The organism is Phormidesmis priestleyi BC1401 (genome assembly GCF_001650195.1).
Classification (GTDB): Bacteria; Cyanobacteriota; Cyanobacteriia; order Leptolyngbyales; family Leptolyngbyaceae; genus Phormidesmis_A; species Phormidesmis_A priestleyi_B.
This window is the reverse complement of the sequence record NZ_LXYR01000064.1, coordinates 1-24,239: the sequence shown is the minus strand read 5'-3', so window position 1 is coordinate 24,239 and position 24,239 is coordinate 1. Positions and strand designations below refer to the sequence as shown.

General features: G+C 48.2%; 26 protein-coding genes. 18 read left to right on the top strand and 8 right to left on the bottom strand.

The window, feature by feature from the left end; translation table 11 throughout:
- The first annotated feature begins 281 nt into the window (after window positions 1–281).
- Window positions 282–563 carry an ATP-dependent Clp protease adapter ClpS gene (gene clpS / locus A8707_RS22250; protein WP_068819376.1) on the top strand — a complete coding sequence of 94 codons (282 nt, stop codon included), beginning with the start codon at window positions 282–284 and terminating at the stop codon, window positions 561–563.
- An 83-nt stretch (window positions 564–646) separates the two neighbouring features.
- Window positions 647–1,396, top strand: coding sequence for a CPBP family intramembrane glutamic endopeptidase (locus tag A8707_RS22245; protein ID WP_231948349.1), 750 nt, complete (start codon window positions 647–649; stop codon window positions 1,394–1,396).
- On the opposite strand, the gene A8707_RS22240 is transcribed toward A8707_RS22245, so the two are convergent.
- The 3 genes from A8707_RS22240 to A8707_RS22230 are packed head-to-tail and all read right to left on the bottom strand — an operon-like array spanning window position 1,374 to window position 5,072.
- On the bottom strand, window positions 1,374–2,030 hold the full coding sequence (locus A8707_RS22240) for a pentapeptide repeat-containing protein (protein ID WP_068819374.1): 657 nt from the start codon (window positions 2,028–2,030) through the stop codon (window positions 1,374–1,376). The genes A8707_RS22245 and A8707_RS22240 overlap by 23 nt on opposite strands.
- A 4-nt stretch (window positions 2,031–2,034) precedes the next feature.
- Window positions 2,035–3,492: a DICT sensory domain-containing protein gene (locus A8707_RS22235; RefSeq protein WP_068819373.1), complete on the bottom strand. Its 1,458-nt coding sequence runs from the start codon at window positions 3,490–3,492 to the stop codon at window positions 2,035–2,037.
- Window positions 3,492–5,072 (bottom strand): photosystem II high light acclimation radical SAM protein, encoded by a 1,581-nt coding sequence (locus tag A8707_RS22230; RefSeq protein ID WP_068819372.1) that lies wholly within the window; start codon window positions 5,070–5,072, stop codon window positions 3,492–3,494. The genes A8707_RS22235 and A8707_RS22230 overlap by 1 nt, the downstream gene beginning before the upstream one ends.
- Window positions 5,073–5,519: 447 nt before the next feature.
- Between A8707_RS22230 and A8707_RS22225 the strand changes: the two genes are divergently transcribed.
- Together A8707_RS22225 and A8707_RS22220 are read left to right on the top strand one after the other, a co-directional pair.
- The gene (locus tag A8707_RS22225) at window positions 5,520–5,900 is read left to right on the top strand and encodes a DUF1830 domain-containing protein (protein ID WP_068819371.1); all 381 of its coding nucleotides are present in this window, start codon (window positions 5,520–5,522) and stop codon (window positions 5,898–5,900) included.
- An 83-nt stretch (window positions 5,901–5,983) separates the two neighbouring features.
- Window positions 5,984–6,415 carry a DUF4079 domain-containing protein gene (locus A8707_RS22220; protein ID WP_068819370.1) on the top strand — a complete coding sequence of 144 codons (432 nt, stop codon included), beginning with the start codon at window positions 5,984–5,986 and terminating at the stop codon, window positions 6,413–6,415.
- 1 nt (window position 6,416) lies between these two features.
- Here the strand turns inward: A8707_RS22220 and nadB are convergent, their stop codons facing one another.
- The 4 genes from nadB to A8707_RS22200 all read right to left on the bottom strand — a co-directional run bounded on the left by nadB (window position 6,417) and on the right by A8707_RS22200 (window position 10,657).
- Entirely contained in the window at window positions 6,417–8,105 is a 1,689-nt protein-coding gene (gene nadB, locus A8707_RS22215) for an L-aspartate oxidase (RefSeq protein ID WP_068819369.1), read from the bottom strand.
- A gap of 131 nt (window positions 8,106–8,236) precedes the next feature.
- Complete coding sequence (psbU, locus tag A8707_RS22210; protein WP_068819368.1) at window positions 8,237–8,683, bottom strand: photosystem II complex extrinsic protein PsbU; 447 nt, start codon at window positions 8,681–8,683, stop codon at window positions 8,237–8,239.
- Between the two features lie 127 nt (window positions 8,684–8,810).
- The gene (locus A8707_RS22205) at window positions 8,811–9,743 is read right to left on the bottom strand and encodes an adenylate/guanylate cyclase domain-containing protein (RefSeq protein ID WP_197484964.1); all 933 of its coding nucleotides are present in this window, start codon (window positions 9,741–9,743) and stop codon (window positions 8,811–8,813) included.
- A gap of 239 nt (window positions 9,744–9,982) precedes the next feature.
- Window positions 9,983–10,657, bottom strand: coding sequence for a DUF3120 domain-containing protein (locus A8707_RS22200; RefSeq protein WP_231948347.1), 675 nt, complete (start codon window positions 10,655–10,657; stop codon window positions 9,983–9,985).
- 337 nt (window positions 10,658–10,994) lie between these two features.
- Here A8707_RS22200 and A8707_RS22195 point away from each other — a divergent pair, with 337 nt between their 5' ends.
- From A8707_RS22195 to A8707_RS22130, 14 genes are all read left to right on the top strand, one after another.
- Entirely contained in the window at window positions 10,995–11,924 is a 930-nt protein-coding gene (locus tag A8707_RS22195) for an undecaprenyl-diphosphate phosphatase (RefSeq protein WP_082906458.1), read from the top strand.
- A gap of 39 nt (window positions 11,925–11,963) precedes the next feature.
- Entirely contained in the window at window positions 11,964–13,319 is a 1,356-nt protein-coding gene (locus A8707_RS22190) for a TIGR03279 family radical SAM protein (RefSeq protein ID WP_068819366.1), read from the top strand.
- Window positions 13,320–13,530: 211 nt separating this feature from the next.
- Window positions 13,531–14,823, top strand: a complete 1,293-nt coding sequence (locus A8707_RS22185) for an Nramp family divalent metal transporter (RefSeq protein WP_068819365.1) — start codon at window positions 13,531–13,533, stop codon at window positions 14,821–14,823.
- A 135-nt stretch (window positions 14,824–14,958) separates the two neighbouring features.
- Window positions 14,959–15,252 (top strand): DUF2470 domain-containing protein, encoded by a 294-nt coding sequence (locus A8707_RS22180; protein ID WP_068819379.1) that lies wholly within the window; start codon window positions 14,959–14,961, stop codon window positions 15,250–15,252.
- 10 nt (window positions 15,253–15,262) lie between these two features.
- Window positions 15,263–16,450 carry a glycosyltransferase family 4 protein gene (locus tag A8707_RS22175; protein ID WP_082906457.1) on the top strand — a complete coding sequence of 396 codons (1,188 nt, stop codon included), beginning with the start codon at window positions 15,263–15,265 and terminating at the stop codon, window positions 16,448–16,450.
- Between the two features lie 43 nt (window positions 16,451–16,493).
- Window positions 16,494–17,618 (top strand): N-acetylglucosamine-6-phosphate deacetylase, encoded by a 1,125-nt coding sequence (nagA, locus tag A8707_RS22170; RefSeq protein ID WP_068819364.1) that lies wholly within the window; start codon window positions 16,494–16,496, stop codon window positions 17,616–17,618.
- 461 nt (window positions 17,619–18,079) lie between these two features.
- Window positions 18,080–18,763, top strand: a complete 684-nt coding sequence (gene bchM / locus A8707_RS22165) for a magnesium protoporphyrin IX methyltransferase (RefSeq protein WP_068819363.1) — start codon at window positions 18,080–18,082, stop codon at window positions 18,761–18,763.
- 1,026 nt (window positions 18,764–19,789) lie between these two features.
- Complete coding sequence (gene mazE / locus A8707_RS22155) at window positions 19,790–20,017, top strand: type II toxin-antitoxin system MazE family antitoxin (RefSeq protein WP_231948345.1); 228 nt, start codon at window positions 19,790–19,792, stop codon at window positions 20,015–20,017.
- Window positions 20,010–20,285 carry a type II toxin-antitoxin system PemK/MazF family toxin gene (locus tag A8707_RS28555; RefSeq protein WP_156518821.1) on the top strand — a complete coding sequence of 92 codons (276 nt, stop codon included), beginning with the start codon at window positions 20,010–20,012 and terminating at the stop codon, window positions 20,283–20,285. The genes mazE and A8707_RS28555 overlap by 8 nt, the downstream gene beginning before the upstream one ends.
- 4 nt (window positions 20,286–20,289) lie before the next feature.
- Window positions 20,290–20,463, top strand: coding sequence for a type II toxin-antitoxin system PemK/MazF family toxin (locus A8707_RS30715; RefSeq protein WP_156518820.1), 174 nt, complete (start codon window positions 20,290–20,292; stop codon window positions 20,461–20,463).
- Between the two features lie 99 nt (window positions 20,464–20,562).
- Complete coding sequence (locus A8707_RS22145) at window positions 20,563–21,591, top strand: threo-3-hydroxy-L-aspartate ammonia-lyase (protein ID WP_068819361.1); 1,029 nt, start codon at window positions 20,563–20,565, stop codon at window positions 21,589–21,591.
- 116 nt (window positions 21,592–21,707) lie between these two features.
- Window positions 21,708–22,481, top strand: coding sequence for a hypothetical protein (locus A8707_RS22140; RefSeq protein ID WP_068819360.1), 774 nt, complete (start codon window positions 21,708–21,710; stop codon window positions 22,479–22,481).
- On the top strand, window positions 22,481–22,945 hold the full coding sequence (locus A8707_RS22135; protein WP_068819359.1) for a type II toxin-antitoxin system VapC family toxin: 465 nt from the start codon (window positions 22,481–22,483) through the stop codon (window positions 22,943–22,945). Before A8707_RS22140 ends, A8707_RS22135 begins: the two co-directional genes overlap by 1 nt.
- A 67-nt stretch (window positions 22,946–23,012) precedes the next feature.
- The gene (locus A8707_RS22130) at window positions 23,013–23,537 is read left to right on the top strand and encodes an SAM-dependent methyltransferase (protein ID WP_068819358.1); all 525 of its coding nucleotides are present in this window, start codon (window positions 23,013–23,015) and stop codon (window positions 23,535–23,537) included.
- A gap of 2 nt (window positions 23,538–23,539) precedes the next feature.
- Here the strand turns inward: A8707_RS22130 and A8707_RS22125 are convergent, their stop codons facing one another.
- On the bottom strand, window positions 23,540–23,818 hold the full coding sequence (locus tag A8707_RS22125; protein ID WP_068819357.1) for a hypothetical protein: 279 nt from the start codon (window positions 23,816–23,818) through the stop codon (window positions 23,540–23,542).
- Between the last annotated feature and the right edge of the window lie 421 nt (window positions 23,819–24,239).

Sequence of the window (24,239 nt, the reverse complement as noted above, 5' to 3'; positions counted from 1 at the left end):
TGACGCAGGTCGTAGCTGTAGGGTTTTGACATCAATGGGTTGTCTTGAGTTGGACTTCCTTCAGTCTATGTCCTATCAGTCTTGGCGACCGCTATAACTAATTTCTGTAAAGAAGCGCTAACCTAGAAAAGAGCCATTCGTTAAGACTTTTTCTTTCATAGCCTGTAGGCTAAGTCCATATAATCTTGTGAACTACAGTGTTGCAAGTGGCAGAAAAAGTCGTTATCGTAAGGCGTTGGTCTCTTAACTAGTCGTTGATAGCTTACGGAGAGGATAGAACTGTGTCTGTTGAAACTATTGAAAAGCGTTCAACATCACGAAAGCTTGCGCCTCGCTATCGGGTTTTGCTTCATAACGATGATTACAACTCGATGGAGCATGTGGTGCAGGTTCTCACAAAAACGGTGCCCAGCTTAACCCAGCCACAGGCAGTAAACATCATGATGGAGGCTCACACAAATGGGCTTGCACTGGTGATTTCGTGTGCTCAAGAACATGCAGAGTTTTACAGCGAGACGCTCAAAGCGAATGGGTTAGAGAGTACGATCGAACCCGACGAATAAAAAGCAAAAAATTGAAGTCTCGGATTAAACAATTGTCTACTTACCCTGCTCCCCTTCGGATCGGGGTATTTCTGTTGCTACTTTTGCTGATATGGACACCGCTTGTTGGGCTAACCAATTGGCTCGTTCACGATGCAAATACGGCTTCGATCGTCACTCTGGTTTTGCTCTACGCAGAGTTCATTGTCTTAGTGCGCTTATGGGGACGGTATGTTTACGACCAGCCAGATTTACTCAAACGATACGGTCTGGTTAGAACCCGCAGAAATGGCATTAATTTACTGACGGGGTTAGCGATCGGACTAACTAGCCTCCTGTTAATGTTTACTGTTCAAGGCATTTTTGGTTGGGTCATATGGTTACCTCCTCAGCCGTCTCTGCCTCGCATGATTTTAGAAGGCTCACTGACAGGTCTAGGATTCGGCTTTGCTGAGGAGCTTTTGTTTCGAGGCTGGCTGCTAGATGAGTTGCAGCGAGATTACAGTTCAAAAAAAGCGATGTGGATTTGCGCGATCGTCTACGCTTTGCTGCACGCCCCCAGATCGATCGCGCAAGTTCCCGCACTTATCCTTTTAGGTCTGGCGCTGGTGTTGGCAAAACGCGCCAGTCGGGGCAGATTGGGACTCTCGATCGGGCTACACGGTGGGTTAGTGTGGGGTTATTACATCGTCAACGTGGGGCAACTGATTCAGTATTCAAATCAAGTGCCTGACTGGTTAACCGGGATTAGTGGTAATCCGTTAGCGAGTTTGACGGGGATAGCTGCACTAGGAACGATCGCGCTAGGAATGAGATTTGCAGCATCGCGGTCTATTGCTTTGCCGGAGGCTTAGTTGGCTCATCTAAATGAGTTCCGATGAGGCAAACTCCGGCAAAATTCACTCCGTCCAAATTTGCGTTTTTCAAGTCTGCACACAGTAGGTTTGCGCCTGCCAAATTTGCGCCTGCCAAATTTGCGCCTTGGAGGTCTGCTTCTTCTAAATTCGCTTCTGAGAGCAGTGCGCCTTGGAGGTCTGCTTGACTCAAGTTTGCCCCGTGGAGATTAGCACCACTCAGATTCGCACCGCGCAGATCTGCTCCGCGTAAATCAGCCCCTTGAAAGCTGACACCCATTAAGTTTGCACCACTCAAAAACGCTCCCGTGAGCGCAGCGCGAGTTAGCCGAGCGCGCATTAGGTTGGCACCTCTCAAGTTGCTGCCTCGTAAATCTGCTTCGGTCAAATCAGCTTGCATCAGATTAGCACCCGTCAGGTTCGCTCGCAGATCAGCCCCAACCAGTTGGCTACCAATCAAATTTGCGCCGTCTAAAGATGCCCCCGCGAGTTTAGCACCCGTCAAATCAGCCCCCGCGAGTTTAGCCCCTGCCAAATTCATGCCGCTCAAATCTGCCTGAGACAGATCTTCGTCTTGCAAGTCGGCACCTGCTGAGAGTTTGAGTTTGCCCGATCGAACTGCTTGAACATCCATTGTGCTAAACCTGCTCTGTTACCAAACTACCTGCTTGCTGAGATGGCTCAATCAGATTGAGAAGGTCTTCATCTGAGTGAGAATCTAATAGCCACATACCCGCCGCGATTTTAGGGAAACTAATCGATAGGCTTAAGCCCTGCTGCATTCCCGCTGCTAGCAGTGCCAGAGCGTCCACCAGTTTGGGGTCGAAGCGATCGTCCTGTTCGTCTTGACACGCCTCTAATGCTTTCATGAAATAAGCTTCAGAATCGGGTTGAGCTTCAGAACGATTCCGCAAGTCGGCTAGGTGCTGCTGAAACTCAACGACAAGCCCCAAAATTCGTGACTCTAGAGGAATATCATCTCCTGAAAGCCCGGCGGGTTGTCCGTGACCGTCCCATCGCTCAGATTGGTGGTTGATGATGGTAGCGATCGCTTTCAAGCGCTGCATAGTGCGAAGAATTTGCGCTCCTGGAACGATCGGGCAGCTAGGCGGTACATCCGTCTCATCGTTGGAGTAGCGGGTAAAGCTGCTGGCACTCAGAACGCTGTCCGATCGCTGCAAGAAGGCAAGTCGATGCAGCAAACTAGCGAGACGAAGGCGATTTAACTGCCAGCTAGGAAGATCAAGCAATTGACCCATCGCTTCTGATAAAGTGGCAACTTCTGCGGCTGCCATTGGGTTGCTGAGATCGGTTTGATCGATGAGTTGTGCTAATCGCAAGAAGGCTTGTAGCTCATTAGAAACCAGATTGTTGTCGAGAGACTGGTGACGCTGTGGAGCAGACCCATACTCTGGCTGCTGGTTCAGATCAGCCTGACCCGTTTGTAAGTATTCCATGACCCGTGAGACGGCGGTGTAGATGTCATCTCGATCGCTAGTCTGTGCCTCTGCCGCGATCGCTTCGACTCTAGCGGTAAGTTGCTGCTGAAGTTCTGGATTGTAGCGTCCGATGTGGGCGATCGCTAACTCGACGGTTTCTCGAACTAAGCCCGATTCAAACGTCCAAAACCCATAGAACTTTCGCTCTAAGTCTTCTGCGGGAACTCCACCAACTCCATAGTCAGCAACCGAAAGCTCTTGACACAGCACCATTGCGGTATAGGTAGGAGCCAAAATCATCAGGTGCCACTCTTGAGCGACGGGATCGGTCGGTTCAAGCTCGACGAGGGAGACATTTGGCTTTTGGCTAGTCGGATGCTCGGCAAAACCTGCATCATGAGATGCCATCAGCACGACTTGCTGAGAGTAGTCGGCTAACTCTGAGTAGCGATCGGCTTCTTGGAGATACCATTTACCTCTTTGAAACGCCGTCACAACGAGAGGAGCGCTGCTGCAAGTGAGAATGCAATCCTCTAGGGCGTGACACAGAGAAACCAGCGTATTTTTATAGTAAACACCGAAATTAAGAGGACGCTTCCCACCGTCTCCTGTTTCGTGGGAAACTCCCAACTCGTGCAGAATTGAACCTTCTAACATTACTTTCCTACTCCAACACCTGCCAATGCTTGCTGTTTGGGTTCGATCGGGGCAGAGAGCGCTTCCTCTAACTCGGCTCGTCCCAGTCTTGCTTCTAGAATACTCATCACTTCTCGCCCAAAATCGTTGGGGTTTCGCTTCCATGCCTGAAGGCACACTTCACCAAAGAAGGAGCCAAGGGGTTCAGGGTTCCAGAAAAGCTTGCGGATTGACCAGGGCGTGATGTTCATCGGGTCATATCCTGGCTTGAGAATATTGTTCTTGAACGCATATTCTTCTAAGTGAGTATGGGGCTGAAGTCCGATAAAGAAGATAGCGGGTTCTACTTTATCTGCACCGAAGATCTTCTCTAACTCTCGGTGATAGGCGATCGTTTGACGAATCGTGTTGTGACTCTCATCAATCACGTTAAACGAATAATTGACTGAAACCAGAGAATTGAACCCAGCAGCTTTTAAGTCTCGGCAGTTCTCTAAGACGGTTCTCAGGTTATAGCCCATTCTCATTTTACGAACTAACTCTTGCGATCCGCTCGTGATGCCAATCTCAAAGTAGTTCATTCCAGTCTTGACCATCAAATCGCACAGTTCGGGAGTCAGATTGTCTGCCCGAATATAGGCTGCCCAATGAATGTCTTTCATGCCCGCGTCGAGAACTTTTTGGAGTAGCTCGATCACGTCATCCATATATTTACGAGCCGGGATGAGTTGCGCGTCGGTAAACCAAAAATTGCGAATGCCGCGATCGTAGAGTTGTCGCATCTCAGACACAACCTCGTGAGCCGGGTTGATCCGCACCTGCTTGCCTTCGATCACGGTGTAGATGCAGTAGCAGCAGTTGTGAGGACATCCCCGCTTGGTTTGCACGCCCACATAAAAGTCTCGTGACTGAAAGTAATATTCAAACTCAGTCCAGATCGTTTGAATGTAATCGTAGTTGCAGGCAGTCTTCTCAATGTTGGCGGGAACTTCGTGAACTAAACGATCGCGAGGCTTGGTCTCGCCCACTATGTAACACCGCTCGTCTTGAAAATCTTGCCCCCGCATCATCTTCTCTAGCAGCGATTCGCCTTCACCGACCGAAACAATCGAACCCTTTGGTAAGCTCTTGCCGATTTGCTCATAGAAGACGCTGACCGCACCGCCGCCCACGACCACACGAGCGCCCGGATTGTGCTGTTTAGCCCGACTAACCCCCCGCTTAATTAGGTTAATGTTCCGCCAAAGCTCACCATAGTAGCCAGAGGCAATTCGCAGTAAGCCGACCGCCCCTCTCGCTTTGACTAAAGGATTTAAGGAGTAAAAGAACTCAAAGGTATGCTGTAGAGGGTTTCCACCTCGTCCATCGACGGGGGCATAAATCTGAATATCGCGCCAAGAAAACACTAATAGAGTTGGTTTAAACTCGTCAACACATTCATCTAAGGCAGCATTGAAGTCTAGCGGAGGAACCGTACCCAGATCGAAAATCTTCTGCTCAACGTCAGGGAACTGCTTATGAATATGATCAGCTAGATAAACCACACCGATCGGAAAGATGGGGTTACAGGGAAGGCGAACGTAAAGAATCCGATTTTCCATTGCAGTTAAGCTACTGAGAAAGGGTGTTTTAGCCGAATTGAGTGAAAGAGAGTCAATGTAAGGAAAACGTGCTTCTCAAGGTTCCACTCTGCGTTTTTGAAGATGCTATCTGAGTGGCACTTGCTGGGAAGGTAGGTTTAAGGCAAAACTCTTACGGAGATTCTGAAAACTATTTTCATATAACTTTACGATACCACCGACGCTCATCTTCTGCATGGTCTGAGCTTAAACTTCTAAAGATTTCAAAGGATCAGGCTGGATAAGCGATCCCCAGTACTGCCTCTGTTTGGGTAATCGTCAAGAGAAAATTCTTAACGTCGCTCTACCTTAAGAAAGAATTAGTTATGAGAGAGGCAGTTGGTAATGATGTTTACAGTTACCAGGGATCGCATGGTGTTAGGGTTTTTCTGATAACCACCTTTAAGGTTGGAGTACCCCATTAGACTTATGGCTCAGGTCTTTGATCCCATCCCATCTGAGAGCAGCGATCGCTTTCTTTGCTGCTACGTCAACGCAACCAACCAGATTCAGATCGCTCGAATTACAAACATCCCTAACTGGTATTTTGAGCGCGTTGTCTTTCCGGGTCAACGGTTGCTTTTTGAGGCACTCTCAGATGCCCATCTTGAGATTCATACTGGCATGATGGCGAGTGCTATCCTATCCGATACGATCGCGTGTTCTAGTCTTAGTGTTCCAGAAGAAGCGGCAACTGTGAGCAAACCGACTCCTGAGCAAGAGTTAGAGCAAAGAAACGAAGGAACCCTGATCGGAGACGAACCTCAAGTGAGCGAGCCGAGGCTGACGGTTTTAACCTCCGTAGACTGAATTGATCGAATTCAAACCGATAATCCAATCAATTTCTGACTTTTTTGAGGAAGATAGAGAGGTAACGTGCAGGACTTAAAACCTTGGATTTGCCCTCTTTCATCTGGCTCTGGAAAATTGCAGCGTGGTCAATGGGTTTGGCGATCGTAGCTTATCTCGTACAAGCCGCGACTGGAGTGAGCATGGTTGCAGCACGATCTCAAGGCGGACAGCGGTTATGGGTGCGTCCGCTGCATTTTTGGAGCGGTGCCGCAATGTCGCTGCTGGTGCTGCTGCTGTTGGCGATCGGTATCGTGGGCACGCTGGGTCACTATGGCAGTTTGGGACATTCGACCCACCTACCGATCGGAATTGGTGTCGTGGAACTGGTGCTGATCTCGGCTTGGAGTGCGGTGCAGATTAGCCCCGATCGTCCGTGGGCGCGTCCCCTTCACATTGGCGTAAATGCTCTACTCTGTGTGGCGTTCGTTTTCGTGTCGTTGACGGGGTGGGAAGTCGTTCAGAAATATCTATAAGTCAGACCTTTACAGGAGCGATGTCCCAGCGATCGCCCTGCACCACAGTATGAACTTGCCAATCAGAAGAAGGTCGGGGATAGTCCGATCGATAGTGCCCTCCCCGGCTCTCGGTTCTGAACTGAGCACTTTTGAGAATCAGATCGGCAACATCTAGTAAGTTATACAATTCTCCCCACGCCTTTAAGGAAGGGTCTGCGTCAGCAGCAAACCGGATCGTATTAGCGGAGTTGAGGCTGATCAGGGCTTGACTGAGCGAGAGTTGAAAAAATTCTTGCCGCCAGACTTTAACTTGCGCGATCGCCTTGTCTAACGTCATTTCCTCACGGCAAATTCCTGCATTTTGCCAAATCAGTTTAGGCAATTCTGCACGAAGCGTTTGAATCTTATCTAATTCAAAAGGCTCTAGGAAATGAAATGTATTCGGACTATCCGATGCTTCGTCACGTTTGAGTGGATCACTCTCTATTTTGAGATGTGTCAGTTGCGCCCCAAACACCAGACATTCTAATAAAGAATTGCTGGCGAGTCGGTTGGCTCCATGAACGCCCGTGCTGGCGGTCTCGCCCACTGCATACAGACCTAAAATGCTCGTCTGGTTCAGAATATCTGCTTCGACTCCTCCCATCCAATAATGGGCAGCCGGAGCAACCGGGATCGGCTCTTGAAAGACATTAATGCCCCAGTGCTGACAGACTTGAATGATATTAGGAAACCGATGCCGAATGGTTTCCGCAGGAATGGGGCGCAAATCTAGCCAAACATTGGCGATCGCGGGGTCTGCCTCTGTTTTTTGCAGGTGATTGAAGATTGCCCGACTCACCACATCTCTAGGCGCAAGCTCTCCAGCCGGGTGATAGTCAAAGGCAAAGCGATGCCCGTGTCGATCGACTAAATGTGCCCCTTCCCCGCGCACCGCTTCGCTAATCAAAAATCGAGGTGCACCCGCTTTTGTCAGAGCCGTGGGGTGAAACTGCACAAATTCTAAATCTCGCAGAGTCGCTCCGGCTCGATGGGCGATCGCCACCCCATCCCCCGTGCTCACAGCAGGATTAGTCGTTTGAGCAAAGACTTGTCCGCCGCCTCCAGTCGCTAAAACAACGGCTCCTGCCCGAATCCAACAAACTTGCCCTTGATAAATCAGGCTGACTCCCTGGCAGCGCTGACTTTGGGGATCGAGCCAAAGATCCAGCACGAAGGCTTGAGAGAGAATCTGAATATTTTTGTGGCTGAGAACCTGTTCTGTCAGAGTGGTCACCACGGCGCGACCCGTCGTATCAGCCGCATGAAGAACTCGCCGACGAGAATGAGCCGCCTCTAAAGTGAGGGCGAGATTAGACCCGTCACGATCGAACGCAACCCCCATCTCTACCAAATTGTGAATGCACGTCGCGGCATTCTCGACCAAAAATTTAACCGCGTCATAGTCACACAGTCCGGCTCCCGCTTTTAGCGTGTCTTCAAGGTGCAACGCTGTCGAGTCGTGGGAGTCAACTACCGCTGCGATTCCCCCCTGTGCCCAGTCGCTGGCAGATCGGGATAGGGCATCTTTTGTAATCAGCCCAACGCGAAGATGAGCGGGCAGACACAGCGCTGTATATAACCCAGCAGCACCCGCACCCACTACAAGGACATCAAAGCGATCGGGAATATCAAGGCGTTCAGACCCGTCTAAACTGAAATCTGACATAGTGAGCTAACGATAAAAAAGGCTCCCTGCAAGTAGGTCGAGCCAGAGAAAACATCTTGGATAAACCCATAGCGCAGAGAGCGATCGAGCACAAATGTGAGTCAAAGAGAATTGTTTAAAGCGATCTTAATCTAGCGGTAAATGCCGTTATTGATGCGATCGTTCCCTTCTGTAAGTTCTTTAGAAACTTCGCTGGTGACAAAGTTCTTCATGTTTGACTGAAGTGTCTCTTTCTGTTTCTCAGTCAATCCAGGAATGTCTAGAACATCTTCAACCTTTTCATAGGGAGCATTCTTAAAAATGATGCTTGCCAAGGTTGGATACATTCCCGGAAATTGCCGGAAAGCCCGCAAATTGGTGTTATTTAAGTCAATCTTTTTACCAAATGCCGTCGCCATCTTATCTTCGACAGCATTCCGAAGCGACCCAGTTGTCTCTTCTGCCAGCAGACTAGACGGACGTGAAGCAAAACCGAGACCGCTGAAGTTAGCGGCTAAAGCAGTTTGAGACGACCCTAACCAACCTAAACAGCTCATGATCAGGCTCAAAGTGGCGACAAAGCGGACTAAACGTTTCATAGTGGATTTTCCCTCCCATTCGGATCGAGCAGGCTCTCTACACAGCTTTTATTAGAGCCTATCATCTCAGTGCTACAAACGTCTCATTGACTTCTAGAGGCGAAGCCCGATCGGGCTAACCCCTCATTTACGTCTCATCCACACTTTCATGTTTAGTTTGTAAGAAAGCGTCGAGATCTGCAAACGAGCAGGCATGAGTGGGAGTCGGGGCATCATAGCCTTTGAGGTGAACGTTATATTGCTCAAAAAAGTTGGCATCTGCTATGAGCGTAGACAAGTGATGATAAGTGGTTTCACCCAGGGCGATGTCTAAACCAATTTGCTTAGTGGCAGACTCTAATCGAAATGCCGCATTCACCGTGTCGCCCAAAGCGGTGTAGTCAGGTCGATCTCCGCTCCCTGTGTTGCCCACCATTGCATAGCCTGTATTGATCCCGGCTCCAATTTTGAGCGGAAATGGCAGAGGATATTGATGATGGAGACTGCTGGTCATGGCGTGTAGTGCATTCACAGCCTGAACGATCCGCAGCATTTCATCTCGGTCAATGCCTTGTGCTCCATGAATCCAGACTGCCATCACGGCATCGCCAATATATTTATCAACCCAGCTTCCATATTCACGAATGATGTCTCCCGCTCGACGAAACCAGGTGCCAATCACTTCTGAAAGCAGCTTTTCATCGAGTTGACGAGTCAGCCCCGTAAAATCTCGAATGTCTACGACCAAAACGGAGATTAACCGACGAATGTGCAGCGTGGCAGTCGCCGTAAATTCTTTGGAATCCATCCCTAAGGAGGCATCAACCGGGCGATGAGCCGGACAGTAGAACTCAAGCTCGGTTTGCCCAAATGTCAGCCGATCGCCGTTTTGCAGCGTGACCGGAATGCTGACACGCCGACCATTGAGAAAAGAGCCGTTGCGACTTCCCAAATCGATCAGGTAAAACTCGCCTGTCTCCATTGACTGCACCATCGCGTGGTTGCGCGAAATCCAACGATCGGACAGAACGACATTGTTATCTTCGCTACGTCCAACGGTCCAACAGTTGCCGCTAGTCATCGAAAACTGACGACTTCCTGAGTCTGTTCTTAATACGAGATGCGGAGTGGGTTGCAAAGTCACCACAGGCTGAGAAGAAAATAAATCCTTTCTTATGATGCAGCATGACACAACAAAAAAGCGCCAGCTATCGCGATTGAAAATAGATCACCTAAGCATCTTTAAGCAATTAATGATCAAACCCTCAGCATTGAGAATCCAGTTTCCAACCGTTTTAGTCAATCTAACTCAGCCAAACCTCACGCAAAGGAGGCAGCCAGCCAAAATAAACTATCTACCAAGATTGTACTCAGAACTGCGCCACTAAACGCCAGCCAGTGCAGTTTTTGTGAGCGAGAAGAAATAATGCCAACACTTAGAAGCAATGTTGCTAAAACAGCTACCCACGAAAGCCCCCAGGGAGTATGCACCTGAGCAACGGCTTGGCGAAGGACTGTCTGAGCCATATCAGGTTCGACGAGCATCACCTGCCGCCAGTAGGGGATCAGATCAGCCAGATAAAAATAGATGTCAGTGACGATCGTCCCAAAGAGCGAACCGAGATAAAAGAAGTTACCAACTTTGCACCAGCCGCGACTCAAACCCCACAGAGCGATCGGGAGCGCAATCGCTTCGATCGGCAAGTGCAAGGTCGGCTCCCAGCGCAGCCATCCCCAATAAAGGGAACCCGCTAGCCACGTCCAGGTGAAGCCTGTCAGCAACTCTCCCCAGACTTGAGTTTTGGGTTTAGCCGAAAGAATTATGCTTAACCAGACCCAGCCTGCGGTTGCTGCCAAACTCAGCCAGGGCAGCGATCGGACTAAAGGAGCTTCAAAAAATACGGGCACTGAGACTAGAAAAATCGCTCCGCCAAAAACCAGCCAGCGTTGAGCAATAGAAACAGTCTCAGATGAAGGAATGACTACTTCAGTCACTGAAGCGGGGCAAACAGCGTTGGGAGTGGGCGGATAGGAAATCAAAATATCTTGACTATTAGTTAGATTTGTTTACGTTAATTAACATTACCACAGGGAAACTGAAGAGTTTAGAAGGGATTCAGCAAAACCAACCTTCAGAAATATCCCCCCCCTGGGCATTCACTTTATCGTAGCGGAATTTTGAGAGGTGTGCGCGTCTGGGCGAATGAGATTTTATTGAGCGTCATTAAATCTGAACCGGAAAGTCATATCTTTCGGATACGCTGTGTCTTGATGCGAAGACAGCCATAGAATCTCAATGACTGCTCACTAAAATCATCAAAGGAATGGACGCATGGAAGGTTTTGGACTCAGCCTCGACTGGTTAACGGTTACTTTTAATTGGAGTAGTCTCTGGCATTCTGGACAATCATTGCTCGGCATCCCAGATCCCACCGCCTCGAATGGCAGCAATTTGCTGGTTGGAATCTTTCAGGCGATCGTGCTCGGTATCGTTCAAGGTATCACCGAATTTTTGCCAATTAGCAGCACCGCTCACCTGCTGATTTTTCGAGACGTGTTTCACTGGTCACAGCAAAAATACTTCATTGATGCGATTCAGTTTGGCAGTGTAATCGCGGTCGTAATGTACTTCTGGAAAGACATTCAGCAGATTTTGACTGGCGGCTTGTCAGCCTTTCAGCAAAAAGACTGGGAGCGAGAAGAGTGGAAACTGTTAGTCGGCATTGCGGTCGGAACAGTGCCTGCGCTGGTTGGGGGCTTGCTGCTCAAAGATAAGCTGTCAGAGAGTCCGCTAGTGATTGCGGTGATGTCGATCGTCATGGCGCTACTGCTCGGACTGGCAGAAAAAATCGGCACCCATAAACGAGGATTTGATGGCTTAGAAATTAAAGACGGCATCTTAGTCGGTTTGGGACAGATGATTGCGCTATTTCCAGGGGCATCGCGATCGGGTTCGACTCTAACCGTCGCTTTGTTTTTAGGATTAGAGCGACAGACAGCCGCCCGGTTTTCGTTCTTATTAGGCATTCCGACGTTAACGATCGCGTGCCTCTATCAATCCCGAAAAGCGTTTGGCAACGTCGATGATTTGATTCCTCTGTTAGTTGGCATTGTTTCGGCGTTTATCTTTTCTTATCTGTCGATCGCCTGGTTGCTGAAATATCTGCAAACCAAAAACACGCTGGTTTTTGTGTGGTATCGGCTGGCATTTGGGGCGACGCTGCTGGTGGCGATCGCGACGAATGTGTTGAAAAATGCCTAAATTGGTAGACTGAAGATCTCAGCATTCCAGGCGTTTCTCATGAGCGAGTCTTCTATTCGTCCAGCGTTAATCACGGCGGTTTCGCCAGACTCGATCGCCGCAGAAATTGGCTTTGAAGCGGGCGATCGCTTGGTGTCAATCAATGGGCAACCGCCTCGTGATTTGATCGATTATCAGTTTCTCTGTGCCGATGAAGTGCTAGATCTGGAAGTGTTGGACACCAAAGGCAAGACTCATCAGGTCGAAATTGAGAAAGATTACGACGAAGATTTAGGACTGGAGTTTGAAACCGCCCTATTCGACGGGCTGATGCAGTGTACGAATCGCTGCCCGTTTTGCTTTATCGATCAGCAGCCTCCCGGAATGCGGGAAACGCTCTACGACAAAGACGATGATTATCGCCTCAGCTTTCTCTACGGCAGCTATTTGACGCTGACAAATCTCACGTCGCGAGAGTGGCAGCGCATTGAGCAAATGCGGCTTTCTCCTTTGTTTGTCTCAGTTCATGCGACTGAGCCAGAGGTGAGAAATCGGTTGCTTAAGAATCCGCGTGCGGGTCAGATTTTGCAGCAGTTGCAGTGGTTTCAAGAACGCCAGTTGCAGATTCACGCTCAGGTGGTGCTTTGCCCTAACATCAATGATGGCGACCATTTGACGCGCACTCTGTTAGATTTAGCCGCGTTTCACCGTCAAGATATTCCTGCGGTTGCATCGGTGGCGATCGTGCCTGTGGGGTTGACACGCTTTCGTCCCCATGAAGATGAGTTGATTCCGGTAACTCGTGAGAAAGCGCAAGAGGTGATCGCCCAAGTGCAAGGGCTTCAGCAACAGTTTCAGCAGCAGTTTGGCTCGACGTTTGCGTGGTTAGCGGATGAATGGTTTTTGATTGCGGGGCAAGCGTTGCCGCCAGAGTCGCACTATGAAGACTATCCGCAAATCGGCAATGGAGTTGGCTCTATTCGGCAGTTTCTTAAGCAATTTAAGTCGGCATCTAAGCGATTACCCAAAAGAGTTGTGCCCGATCGCACCCTCATTTGGATTGTCGGCAACGCAGTCGAGCAAGCCTTTCAGCCAATTTTGCAGCGTCTCAATCAAGTGCAAGGACTCACCGTACGAATGGTGGCACTCAACAGCCACTATTGGGGACAAACGATCACAGTCACAGGGCTACTGACCGGACAGGATATTCTGCAAGCCTTGCAAGGACAAGATTTAGGCGATGGGATTTTGTTGCCTTCTCTAATGCTCAAACATGACGATACTCGTTTTCTAGACGATATGCGAGTCGAAGAACTTGCCGATCGACTCAACACCAACATTCAAATCGTGCAGGGGCTTGAGGGCTTAATTGAGGCGTGCCAGAATTATGTATTGGAAACGGCGATCGCTCACTAAACGCGGTCAACTCAATGCCTTCAGAATTTTCCTGCCATATAACGAGTTAACGACTACAAGAAGTGAGTTAATCGGCACCCATCTCAATCAGCTGATTCTAGAACGAAAAAGCCAGCTTTCTAAGCTTCTCTACTCTTAACAAGGGAAGTTTTAGATGAGGTATTAAGATCTTAACTATAGTGAAAATCACCCTACGCTAAAAGTCCGAAGTATGAACAATATTAAAAATCAATCCAAAAAAACTAGAACTTCTAAGAAAAACTTACTTCAACAGTTAGGTCCGGGGCTGATTACAGGTGCATCAGACGACGACCCCAGTGGGATTGGCACTTACTCTCAAGTCGGCGCTCAGTTCGGCTATGGAATGCTTTGGACGATGCTATTCTCCTATCCATTGATGGCTGCAATCCAGGAGATTAGCGCTCGACTTGGACGCGTTACAGGGCGAGGGATTGCTGGAAATATGCGTCGCTATTACCCTCGATGGTTGACTTATATTGTCGTCGGGTTATTACTAATCGCGAACGTCATCAATATTGGAGCGGACATCGGTGCAATGGGAGCCGCCTTAAAGCTACTCATTGGTGGCTCTGCTCCGCTCTACGCTGTGTTGTTCGCTCTTACCTCATTGCTGCTGCAAGTTTTTGTGCCCTACAACAAGTATGCGGCGATTCTCAAGTGGATGACGTTGGTGTTACTGGCATATGTCGCCACAGTCTTTGTAGTACACGTCCCATGGGGTCAAGCCCTTAAAGAAACGTTTGTCCCTAACATTTCGTTTAAGGCTGACTATCTAACTGCTCTCATTGCCGTGTTGGGGACGACGATCAGTCCCTACCTATTTTTTTGGCAAGCCTCGGAAGAAGTGGAGGAAATTGACAGTAACCCGATCGCAGACGCGCTCAATCGGTCTCCGGGTGATGCAGATGAAGAATTTCAACGGATTAAAGCTGACACATACATTGGGATGGCAGTCTCTAACATCATTGCGTTTTTTATCATCCTGACCGCATCGGTGACTTTAAATGCTTATGGCAAGACCAACATTGAAACCGCTTCTCAGGCAGCAGAAGCTCTCCGCCCTGTTGGAGGTGATTTTGCTTTTCTGCTGTTTGCAGCCGGAATTGTGGGAACTGGATTGCTGGCAGTTCCGGTGTTGGCAGGGTCAGCCGCTTACGCGGTGAGTGGGGCGTTTGGGTGGCGTGCCAGTCTAGAGCGGAAGGCACTGCAAGCTAAGCGATTCTATAGTGTGTTGGCGGTCTCAACTTTAATTGGGTTAGGGTTAAACTTCACCTCCATTGATCCGATCAAAGCCCTGTTTTGGACTGCCGTGATTAACGGGGTGCTGGCAGTTCCAGTAATGATAGTCATGATGCTTATGGCAACTAATTCTGATGTGATGGGGCAGTTTACGATTCCTCGACGCTTGAAGATTATGGGCTGGTTGGCAACCGCTGTCATGCTTGCAGCCGCCGTCGGATTGTTTGCGACGTGGGGAAGGTAACCCGTCGGTTGCCCTCTCTGCACCGATACTTAGTGTTGAAGGCACCTTTGCGACCTTGATTCAGAGCGTGCAAAATCCAGATTCAATCCTCCTTGACTTGCTATGATTTTTGACAGTGGATTAGAGAGAGCAACCATGTCAGAAACCAGCAGCGAAGTATTTTCTAAAGCCGTCAGCGATCGCATCTGCAAACACATGAACGACGATCACGCCTCAGCCGTTTTGCTCTATGCGACTGCATACGGGCAAGCGAACGAGGCAACGAGCGCAGAAATGGCAGCGATCGATGCTCAAGGAATGGATCTCAATGCCCAAATCAAGGGCGAACCCGTATCATTGCGGATTCCATTTGACCATGAGCTAAAAGATGCTGAAGACGCGCATCATACATTGATTGATATGTTGAAGCAAGCGCGCCCTAAAGCATGAGGAATGAAGGATGAAGGATGAGTTGCAGGCGGCAAAATTAAAGTCTACAAATCTAGCGATCGAGACTCGGCACAATTCATCCCTCGTCCTTCATTCATCGCTTAAAAAGCCCGTTTTTGTTTTTCTAGAGATCTTCTCCTGCGAAGGTGGAATTCAGTCTTATGTCAAAGACATTCTGCAAGCGTATTCCACAGAGAAGGCAGATGTTTTTCTATTGAGAGATGGCGCGGAGGTCGAGAATCCGTTTGAGTCGAGTGCGATCGAGTTTCACTATTTCAAATCTCAGAATGCCGCGATCGGGCGAACTCGTCTGGCAATCGCTCTATTTGCTTACCTGCTCAAAAATCGTCCTCAGCGCGTGTTTTGTGGTCACATCAACTTAGCGCCGTTGATTCAAACCCTGTGTAAACCGTTGGGAATTTCTTACACCGTCTTGACCTATGGCAAAGAAGTTTGGGACACGCTTCCAGCCATCAAACAAAAAGCTCTTCAGCACGCCGATCGCGTGTGGACCATTAGCCGCTATTCTCGCGATCGTCTCTGTCTCGCGAATGCCCTTGATCTAAGTCGCGTCGATCTCCTGCCTTGTATCGTCGATGGAGACGCGTTTACTCCTGGCATCAAATCGTCAGATTTAATAGAGCGCTACCAGTTAGCCGGAGCCAAAGTCTTGATGACCGTTGCGCGACTGTGGTCAGGCGATCCTTACAAAGGGGTGGATGTCACGATTCGGGCATTGCCTGAAATTATTCAGAGTTTCCCTCAAGTCAAATATCTGGTGATCGGACGAGGAGACGACCAGCCGCGATTGGCTCAACTGGCAGAAGATTTGGGAGTGAGCGATCGCGTCATCTTCGCTGGATTTGTCCCAACTGAAGCGTTAGCCGACCATTATCGCCTTGCTGATGCCTATATCATGCCTTCCCAGGAAGGCTTTGGCATCGTCTATCTCGAAGCAATGGCGTGTGGAGTTCCCGTTTTGTCAGGTGACGCAGACGGTTCGGCTGATCCGTTACAGGATGGAAAATTGGGTTGGCGGGTGCCCCATCGAGATCCGGCTGCGGTGGCGGCGGCTTGCATCGAAATTCTCAAGGGTGAAGATCCGCGATGTAAAGGAGTCTGGCTTAGACAAACCGTTTTAGAGCATTTTGGAAAATCGGCTCTCGCTCAAAAGTTGAAAGTTTTATTAGAACTTTAGCTATGCGAGGATTGAAGACGTAAGTTTTCGGTGACGATCGCTCATGCTTGACGACGTGTGGATTCTCAACGCCCAAGTGCCTGGTTATCAAGAATTGCAGCAGATTTGCATTCAAAAGGGTATCATTCGTGAAATTCTTCCCAACACCATCCGACTACAAAAGAATCTACCCGTTCTTAATGTCTCAGGTGACTGGATTTCATTAGGCGGAATCGATCTGCAAATCAATGGGGCATTGGGTTTAGCTTTTCCAGATTTGAGTGACGAGAATTGTGACAAATTAGAGGCGATCGGGCAATTTCTCTGGAACCAGGGCGTTGATGGATTTTTGCCCACGATCGTCACAACTTCGGTTGAGAACATTCAGCGATCGCTCTCCGTCCTATCAAATTTTCCGTCCTCTCAAATTCTCGGAGTCCATCTCGAAGGACCGTTTCTCAACCCCGAAAAGCGCGGTGCTCACCCTGCCGAACATCTGCTGCCGCTTACGATCGAGCACGTCAAACGCACTTTGGGAGACTACGCTTCTGTCGTCAAAGTCATCACCCTCGCCCCCGAACTTGACCCGACTGGCAACGCGATCGCCTATCTGCGATCGCTGGGAATTATCGTCAGCCTCGGTCACTCTCAGGCAACGGCAGCCCAAGCGCAGCAAGCCTTTTCTCAAGGAGCCTCAATGGTGACTCATGCTTTTAACGCAATGCCTAGCCTTCACCACCGAGAGCCAGGGCTGTTAGGAGCCGCGATCGTGCACCCCGATGTCTACTGTGGTCTAATTGCCGACGGTCAACACGTTTCGCCCATCATGCTCGATCTGGTGCTGAAAGCGAGTCAGTACGATCGGGGCATCTTCTTGGTGAGTGATGCCTTGTCACCCCTGGGGTTGCCCGACGGCAGATATCCTTGGGACACCCGCCAAATTGAGGTGCAGCACGGCACAGCCCGATTGCTAGACGGAACTCTGGCAGGAACAACCCTGCCGCTTTTAGTCGGAGCGCAGAATTTAGTCAAGTGGGGCATCTGTGACGTGGGACACGCGATCGCGCTGGCAACAACCGCACCGAGACGAGCGATCGCCCAATCAGAGGACTATCTCAATCAGCCTGCACACTTGCTGCAATGGAGATTGCATCTGGCTACGGGTGCCTTGACTTGGGAAAGACTATAAAGGTTAGAAATCTTTTGTTGTGCCAGATTGGATTCTGTCTCATTTTAGGCAGTTCTAGTGTGTGGCTACGCTTAAACTGCACTTAGAAAAGTAGAAGTAGAAGTTTGTTTTTCCGGTAGAAAAGGGGCACTTTATAGGTGCCCCCAAGATACTCAGATTGACTTGTCAAAGCAAAAATAGCCTCACAGATTCACTGATTTGCAGTTAAACATGGTTGAGATGGTTAACAAGTGACTGTTTGAGATTTTGCCCACCCGTAGGATAACCGACAAACGGAGAGAGTCGTTTCAGCTACATCAAAATTTCATGAAACTCTAAATTTTTCTCAGTAAGATACGCAAAACCTTTGCCCTAAGTGCTTAAGTAGGGCAACTTTTTTGTTCAAACCCGATCACTCTGTTCTTGGTTGAGGCACGATCAGTATTACGATAAACCTGTTGAGACAACCACAAACAGGCTTTATGAACGGAATCGATGACAAAACCGTTGTTCGGGACTATTTCAACGCGACGGGGTTCGATCGTTGGCGGCGCATCTATGGCGATGGTGAAGTCAATAAGGTTCAGTTAGACATTCGCACAGGGCATCAGCAAACGGTTGACACGGTGCTGGGCTGGCTTAAAGCAGATGGCAATCTGGCTGAGTTAACGATTTGCGATGCAGGGTGCGGAGTCGGGAGTCTGAGCATTCCTCTAGCGCAAGCAGGGGCGACGGTTTCGGCGAGTGACATTTCTGAAAAGATGGTAGGGGAAGCGAAAGAACGGGCAGTCGCGATCGGGCTTTCGGCAAACCCAAGTTTTTCGGTTCAAGATTTAGAGACGTTGGGCGGAACTTATCACAGCGTGATTTGTTTGGATGTGTTGATTCACTACCCTAGCGATCAGGCGATGGAGATGATTAAAAACTTGACGAGCTTGGCAAGCGATCGAATGATTCTCAGCTTTGCTCCCAAAACGTTTTTCTTGACCATTTTGAAGAAGATCGGTGAGTTTTTTCCCGGTCCGAGCAAGGCAACTCGCGCTTATCAACACCGAGAATCGGATGTAGTCAGAGCGTTTGAGAGTTGCGGATTCAAGATTCAACGCACCGCCATGACCAGCAGACGCTTCTATTTTTCACGAATCGTGGAAGCGGTGCGGGGTTGAGCCAGAGTTGAACGTTTACCAGAGTTTGGTATCAGCGTTATTGCCGTTGTCTCTGAAAGGTAATGGGGAACAAGGGTTTCTTCCCTTCAACACTTTCAGAGACTTTTAAGAACCTCAATCAATTTCTACCTTTTTGGGAGGTCGATCCAGACCGAACATTTAGCAAACGAAGGGATTGATTCATACAAGATATCAGTAGACTCTCGCTACTCCAACTCAAGAGCCACTGGTTTAATTCCCAAATTTGGTAATTATCTAGTATTGATTCGGTATAAATCCTAAAAGATTGAGTTGTGTCGATTACACGCGGGATAGTGGCACTCAGTAAACTATCTCCTGTCTGGAATACGTCTAAACGGTAGAAATATAAGTTGTACTACTTCGGCATTGGCTGCAATGATAATGACTTGAAAGTGGTTGATAGGGTGATAGTTGAATGAGAGAGCTAGGCTTCAAGCGTTACACAATGCATTGTGCAGGTGGGATGTGGATGCGGGGAACGTTAAAGGATTTGCTATTTGAGATGCCTTAATTTTTACATACATTTATTCCCCCGCTCAACGTGTTGAATGATCTGTTGAGACATGGTGTGCCGAATGATTTTCCCCTGATGGGATTTTACTAGATGGAAAAGTTCAATATGATGCTGGAATGAGTGGAGGTTGTGCGTGGAAACCTTTCGAGATTACACAAGAGGAATACGAGGAATTAGTTTTGGATCTGCTTACTGCGCCGGGGTCACAGCTTAAAGTTTTGAATACACCACTAGAAATTCAAACTTATAGGCAGTGGGTAGAGTGGAAACGAGAGCACTACAAGTTAATCGGTGGGCTATAGCCAGCGGCACAACAATTTTACAGCGGACGGGATAGAGGTTATGGGGGAGTTATCTGTCGTCGTTGAACTCAACTGTTAGGCATTTTTTAGGCTTCTTTATGCCAATGGTTCAAAGGCATAAATTGACCATCGTTGTAGGATTAGCTAGTATGACTGTATAATCCTACTCGACTGTCGTAGGCAGCTTAAATGATGAGTAAGAAAATCAGCATCACTTTAGACGACGAAGTTCTGAAATTTGTAGATCAGCTAGCAAACAATCGCAGCAGTTTCATAAACGACATTCTCTTGAAAGAAAAGAAGAGGATTTTTATGAAGGAACTGGAAGATGCTTACAAAGAGCAGGTGAATGACTCAGAGTTTCAAGAAGAGATTTCTGCTTGGGATGTTACAGCAGGCGATGGTTTAAATGCCTAACGGAATATTGATTTACAGGCGAGGAGAAATATGGTGGGTCGATCTGAAGCCTGTTGTCGGGAGTGAGACTGACAAAGAGCGTCCTTGCTTGATTTTGCAAAATGACGTTGGCAACCAAAGTGCGACGACAACAATAGTTGCGCCATTATTGCCTGGAGCAAAGACTCATCCGTTTGTTGTTGATGTTGCGCCGACCTTGCAAAATGGGCTGAATGGCGATCGACATATCAATTTAAGTTGGAACAAAGACTTATCCATTTGTTGTTAATGTTATGGCGACCTCGCAGAATGGACTGAGTGGCGATCGGCATATCAACTTAAGTCAAATGAGGGCTGTAGATGCTCGGAGAATCAAGAATAGACAAGGTATTCTAGAAGACACTTATTGGGAAGAAATTGAAAAGTCTGTATGCGTTGAGCTTGGTTTTAAGGCGGCGTTCAAGTGATTAAAGTTTCTTTGCTCCAGTCCTTCCAACTCTTTGTCAGTAGACGCAAGAATTTCGCTAAGGTCATAAAAGATAACATCCCTTGAAATTTTTGGGTTTATGACCGATCGGACTTCTCTTTCCCCAACCTATCGTGATATCGAAACTGCCGCAGAACGACTGTCAGGAAATGCCCATCGCACGCCTGTTTTAACCTCCACGACCGTCAACCAGCGCACCAAAAGCCAGGTTTTCTTTAAGTGCGAGAACTTCCAGCGCACGGGTTCGTTTAAGTTTCGGGGAGCCTTTAATGCTCTGTCGCAACTGTCTGATGAGCAAAAAAAGCGAGGCGTTTTAGCGTTTTCTTCTGGCAACCATGCTCAGGCATTGGCACGATCGGGCGACCTTCTCAATATCCCCGTGACGATCGTCATGCCCAATGATGCCCCTGCGGTCAAACAAGCAGCGACCCGTGAATATGGCGCAGAGATTATTTTCTACGATCGAGCCACCCAAAAGCGCGAAGAACTCACCCAACAAATTGCTGACGAGCGATCGCTGACTCTGATTCCTCCTTTTGACTATGCGCCTGTGATTGCTGGACAGGGCACTACGGCGAAAGAACTGATCGAAGACGTGGGCGAGTTAGACGTACTGCTGGTCTGCTGTGGGGGAGGTGGATTGCTGTCAGGATGCGCGATCGCCACCGATGCTCTGGCTCCAAATTGTCAAATCGTAGGCGTAGAGCCAAAACGGGCGGATGACGCGACGCGATCGTTCTACAGCAAAACCTTGCAAGTCGTTGAAGATCCTCAGACGATTGCCGATGGTGCCCGGACTCGATCGCTGGGTCAGCTTACCTTTCCTCTGATTTTGAACTATGTGGATGATATGGTAACGGTTTCGGACGCTGCCCTTTCACGAACGATGTTCTTTTTGTGGGAACGCCTTAAAATTGTGGTGGAACCTACTGGAGCCTTGGCTGCCGCAGCTCTTCTTGAAGGCATTATTTCGGTGCCAGATGCTCGAATTGGAGTGATCATCAGTGGCGGCAATGTAGACCTTAAAGAAGCGAGTAAGCTATTTGCTAAAACCACGTCTAAACAGAAAACAAGCCGTCGTCTTCCATTCGCCCCAGAACTGAGTTGAGCACAAAGGCTGGATCAGAGAAAAGAGTTCAAAGTACAAAAGTACTATTCTGTTATCTTTATGATACACTCAGTCAAGAGGGTTATGTTCTCTTACATCAATGAGAAGAGGTTATCTTGGCACTCAATCCAAAGAGGCAGCATGGGGAGACCAACGTCACTATTACAATTACGGTTGATGGTGATGAAATCTCGATTGAAGATTTTTCAGATGTCCAGCGTTATTTCTCCATAATCTTAGAAGAGATCGACAAGGAATCCTTTCGCTCCGACAAGCGGTCTGTTAAATGGAATATATCAAGTGTTAGTAATGGAAGTGTAAATCTGACTTTTTCTGGTGTTCCAATCAGTCCAAACGTTGATCTGAAATCGGTAAGCGACTTAGTTGAAAACATTCAATCGGGAATTTCGGTTTTAGCTGAGAAGGCTCAACGTCCCCGCTTCTTCTCTGATCGTGCGTTGAAACAGCTTGAATCTCTGGCTAATAAGCTGAATCACGGAATGCAAGTGCTAAAACTTGGGAGTGAAACTCATGTAGTTAGTATTACCAAAGATATTGCAAGAAATGTAGATGAGATTATAGGACCAAGGTTTGAAAGCTATGGATCGATTGAGGGATGTCTTGACGGAGCGAATATCCACAAAGATCCATATTTTCACGTCTACACTAGTCTAAACGATCGCCTGATCAGGTGCAATGTTGATAAAGGAATGACACAGAGAATGTTAGATTGCCTTGGTCAGCGAGTTTATGTATATGGACTAATTCAATCTAGAAATGACGGAGAACGTGTGAGTATCTTGGTTCAAGAGATTGAAACTCTTCCAAGTGAGAACGAGTTGCCTACCATTCAGGAAATGATCGGAATTCTCGCTGAGGATCACGATTAATGGTAACCCCTTTACACTACTGGGACTCTTGCACGTTTCTTGCTTACTTGAAGGCTGAAGCAGATAAAGTGGATGATTGTGTAACGGTGTTGAAACACGCTGAGAATGGCAACATCAAGATCGTTACCTCGTCGCTTACACTAGTAGAAGTGATTAAACTAAAGAAGAGAGAGCCTATTTCAAGAGAGGATGAGGAAAGGATCAGAAGATTCTTTATGCACAAATGGCTCATTCTTCAAGATGTAGATCGTAAAATTTCTGAACTGGCAAGAGAACTCATTTGGGAACACGGATTACAACCTTACGATTCAGTCCATGTAGCAACTGCAATCAGAGCAAAAGTAAGTCGCATAGACACCTTTGACGATCAACTAATTAAGCTTTCTGGAAAGTTGGGAGAACCAAATATTATTATCGGTAGACCGTTTCTTTCTACTCAGACAGAGCTAGAATTTCCATCCTAATTAATTTGCCTACTTGATACAGCAATTCGTTTTCTGATTCAAGACTACACACACAACTTATTAAAAATTGAATTTCTCTCAAACTAATTATAATCAAGTCGATAAGCCAGATATTGGCTATTTGCCTACGCCTCAGGAAGCGGTTGAGGTAATGCTGTCGTTGGCAGAAGTTTGCGAGTCTGACATTCTCTATGATTTGGGGAGCGGAGACGGGCGAGTTTTGATTGCTGCCGCACAAAAGTTTGGAACGCGAGGCGTGGGCATTGATATCGATCCGCAGAGAATTAGTCAAGCGATCGAGAATGCCAAGCAGTCGAGAGTCAGCGATCGAGTCACGTTCCTTCAGCAAAATCTGTTTGAGAGTGACTTTTACGAAGCCACGATCGTAGTGCTTTATTTGCTTCCCCACTTAAATCTTAGACTTCGACCCAGGCTATTGCAGCAACTCAAACCAGGGACTTGCATCCTCTCGCACGATTTTGATATGGGAGATTGGCAACCTCACCGCGTCCAAATGGTGCAGACCTCCGAAGAAACCGCCACGATCTATCAGTGGATTGTTCCGTCTGAGATTCCTGATTATCTTCGCTAAGATTAGCCTTCAACTGCAATTACTGACTCAATTAAGGCTTCTGCGCTGGTGCTATATTCGCGATCGTCAATCCGCTCCAGGTCAAGCCATTCTTCGACGACTTCTAACAGCGCTCTCACCGCAAAATCACGCTGAATAAGTTCAACGATCGCATCCCAGGCAGATGTCGCAGTCGGGAAAAATCCCATTTCTACGCGATATCCGGCTGAGTGCCACCAAATGCCAACCCACCCAGAGTTTTCTTGAGTTAGTTCGATTTGTTGTCCGAGATAGTGCATCATGCGCCTACTGATTAATGGATACCACCAGAATAGAGAGACTGGCAGGATTTAGCATCTACTGCAAGAAGCGGAGAGAGTCGCGGGTATCTCATTCTCCAGGTACAACATCAGCCGTCTTAGGATCGTGGATTGAATAACTTCGGGAATTGTACAAGCCGGGTTTGCCCTCGTTCTCTAACCCCTTCTTCCTCGTGCTACCGTGTGCACAAATCCTCGTCGCTTCGTTTGAGTCGGCTTATGCCCCCTTGTATCTTGAGAGAGCAGGGTGGTTTCAAGGTCTAGAGAGAAAAATGAGGATGGACTGGAATCATCATAAAAGTAGCTGTCCATGTCCCTCATAGACCAATTAAAAACGATTCCCGATCCGCGAAGCAAGCGCGGTCAAAGCCATCCCCTCTGGTTAGTTCTGTTTCTAGCCTTG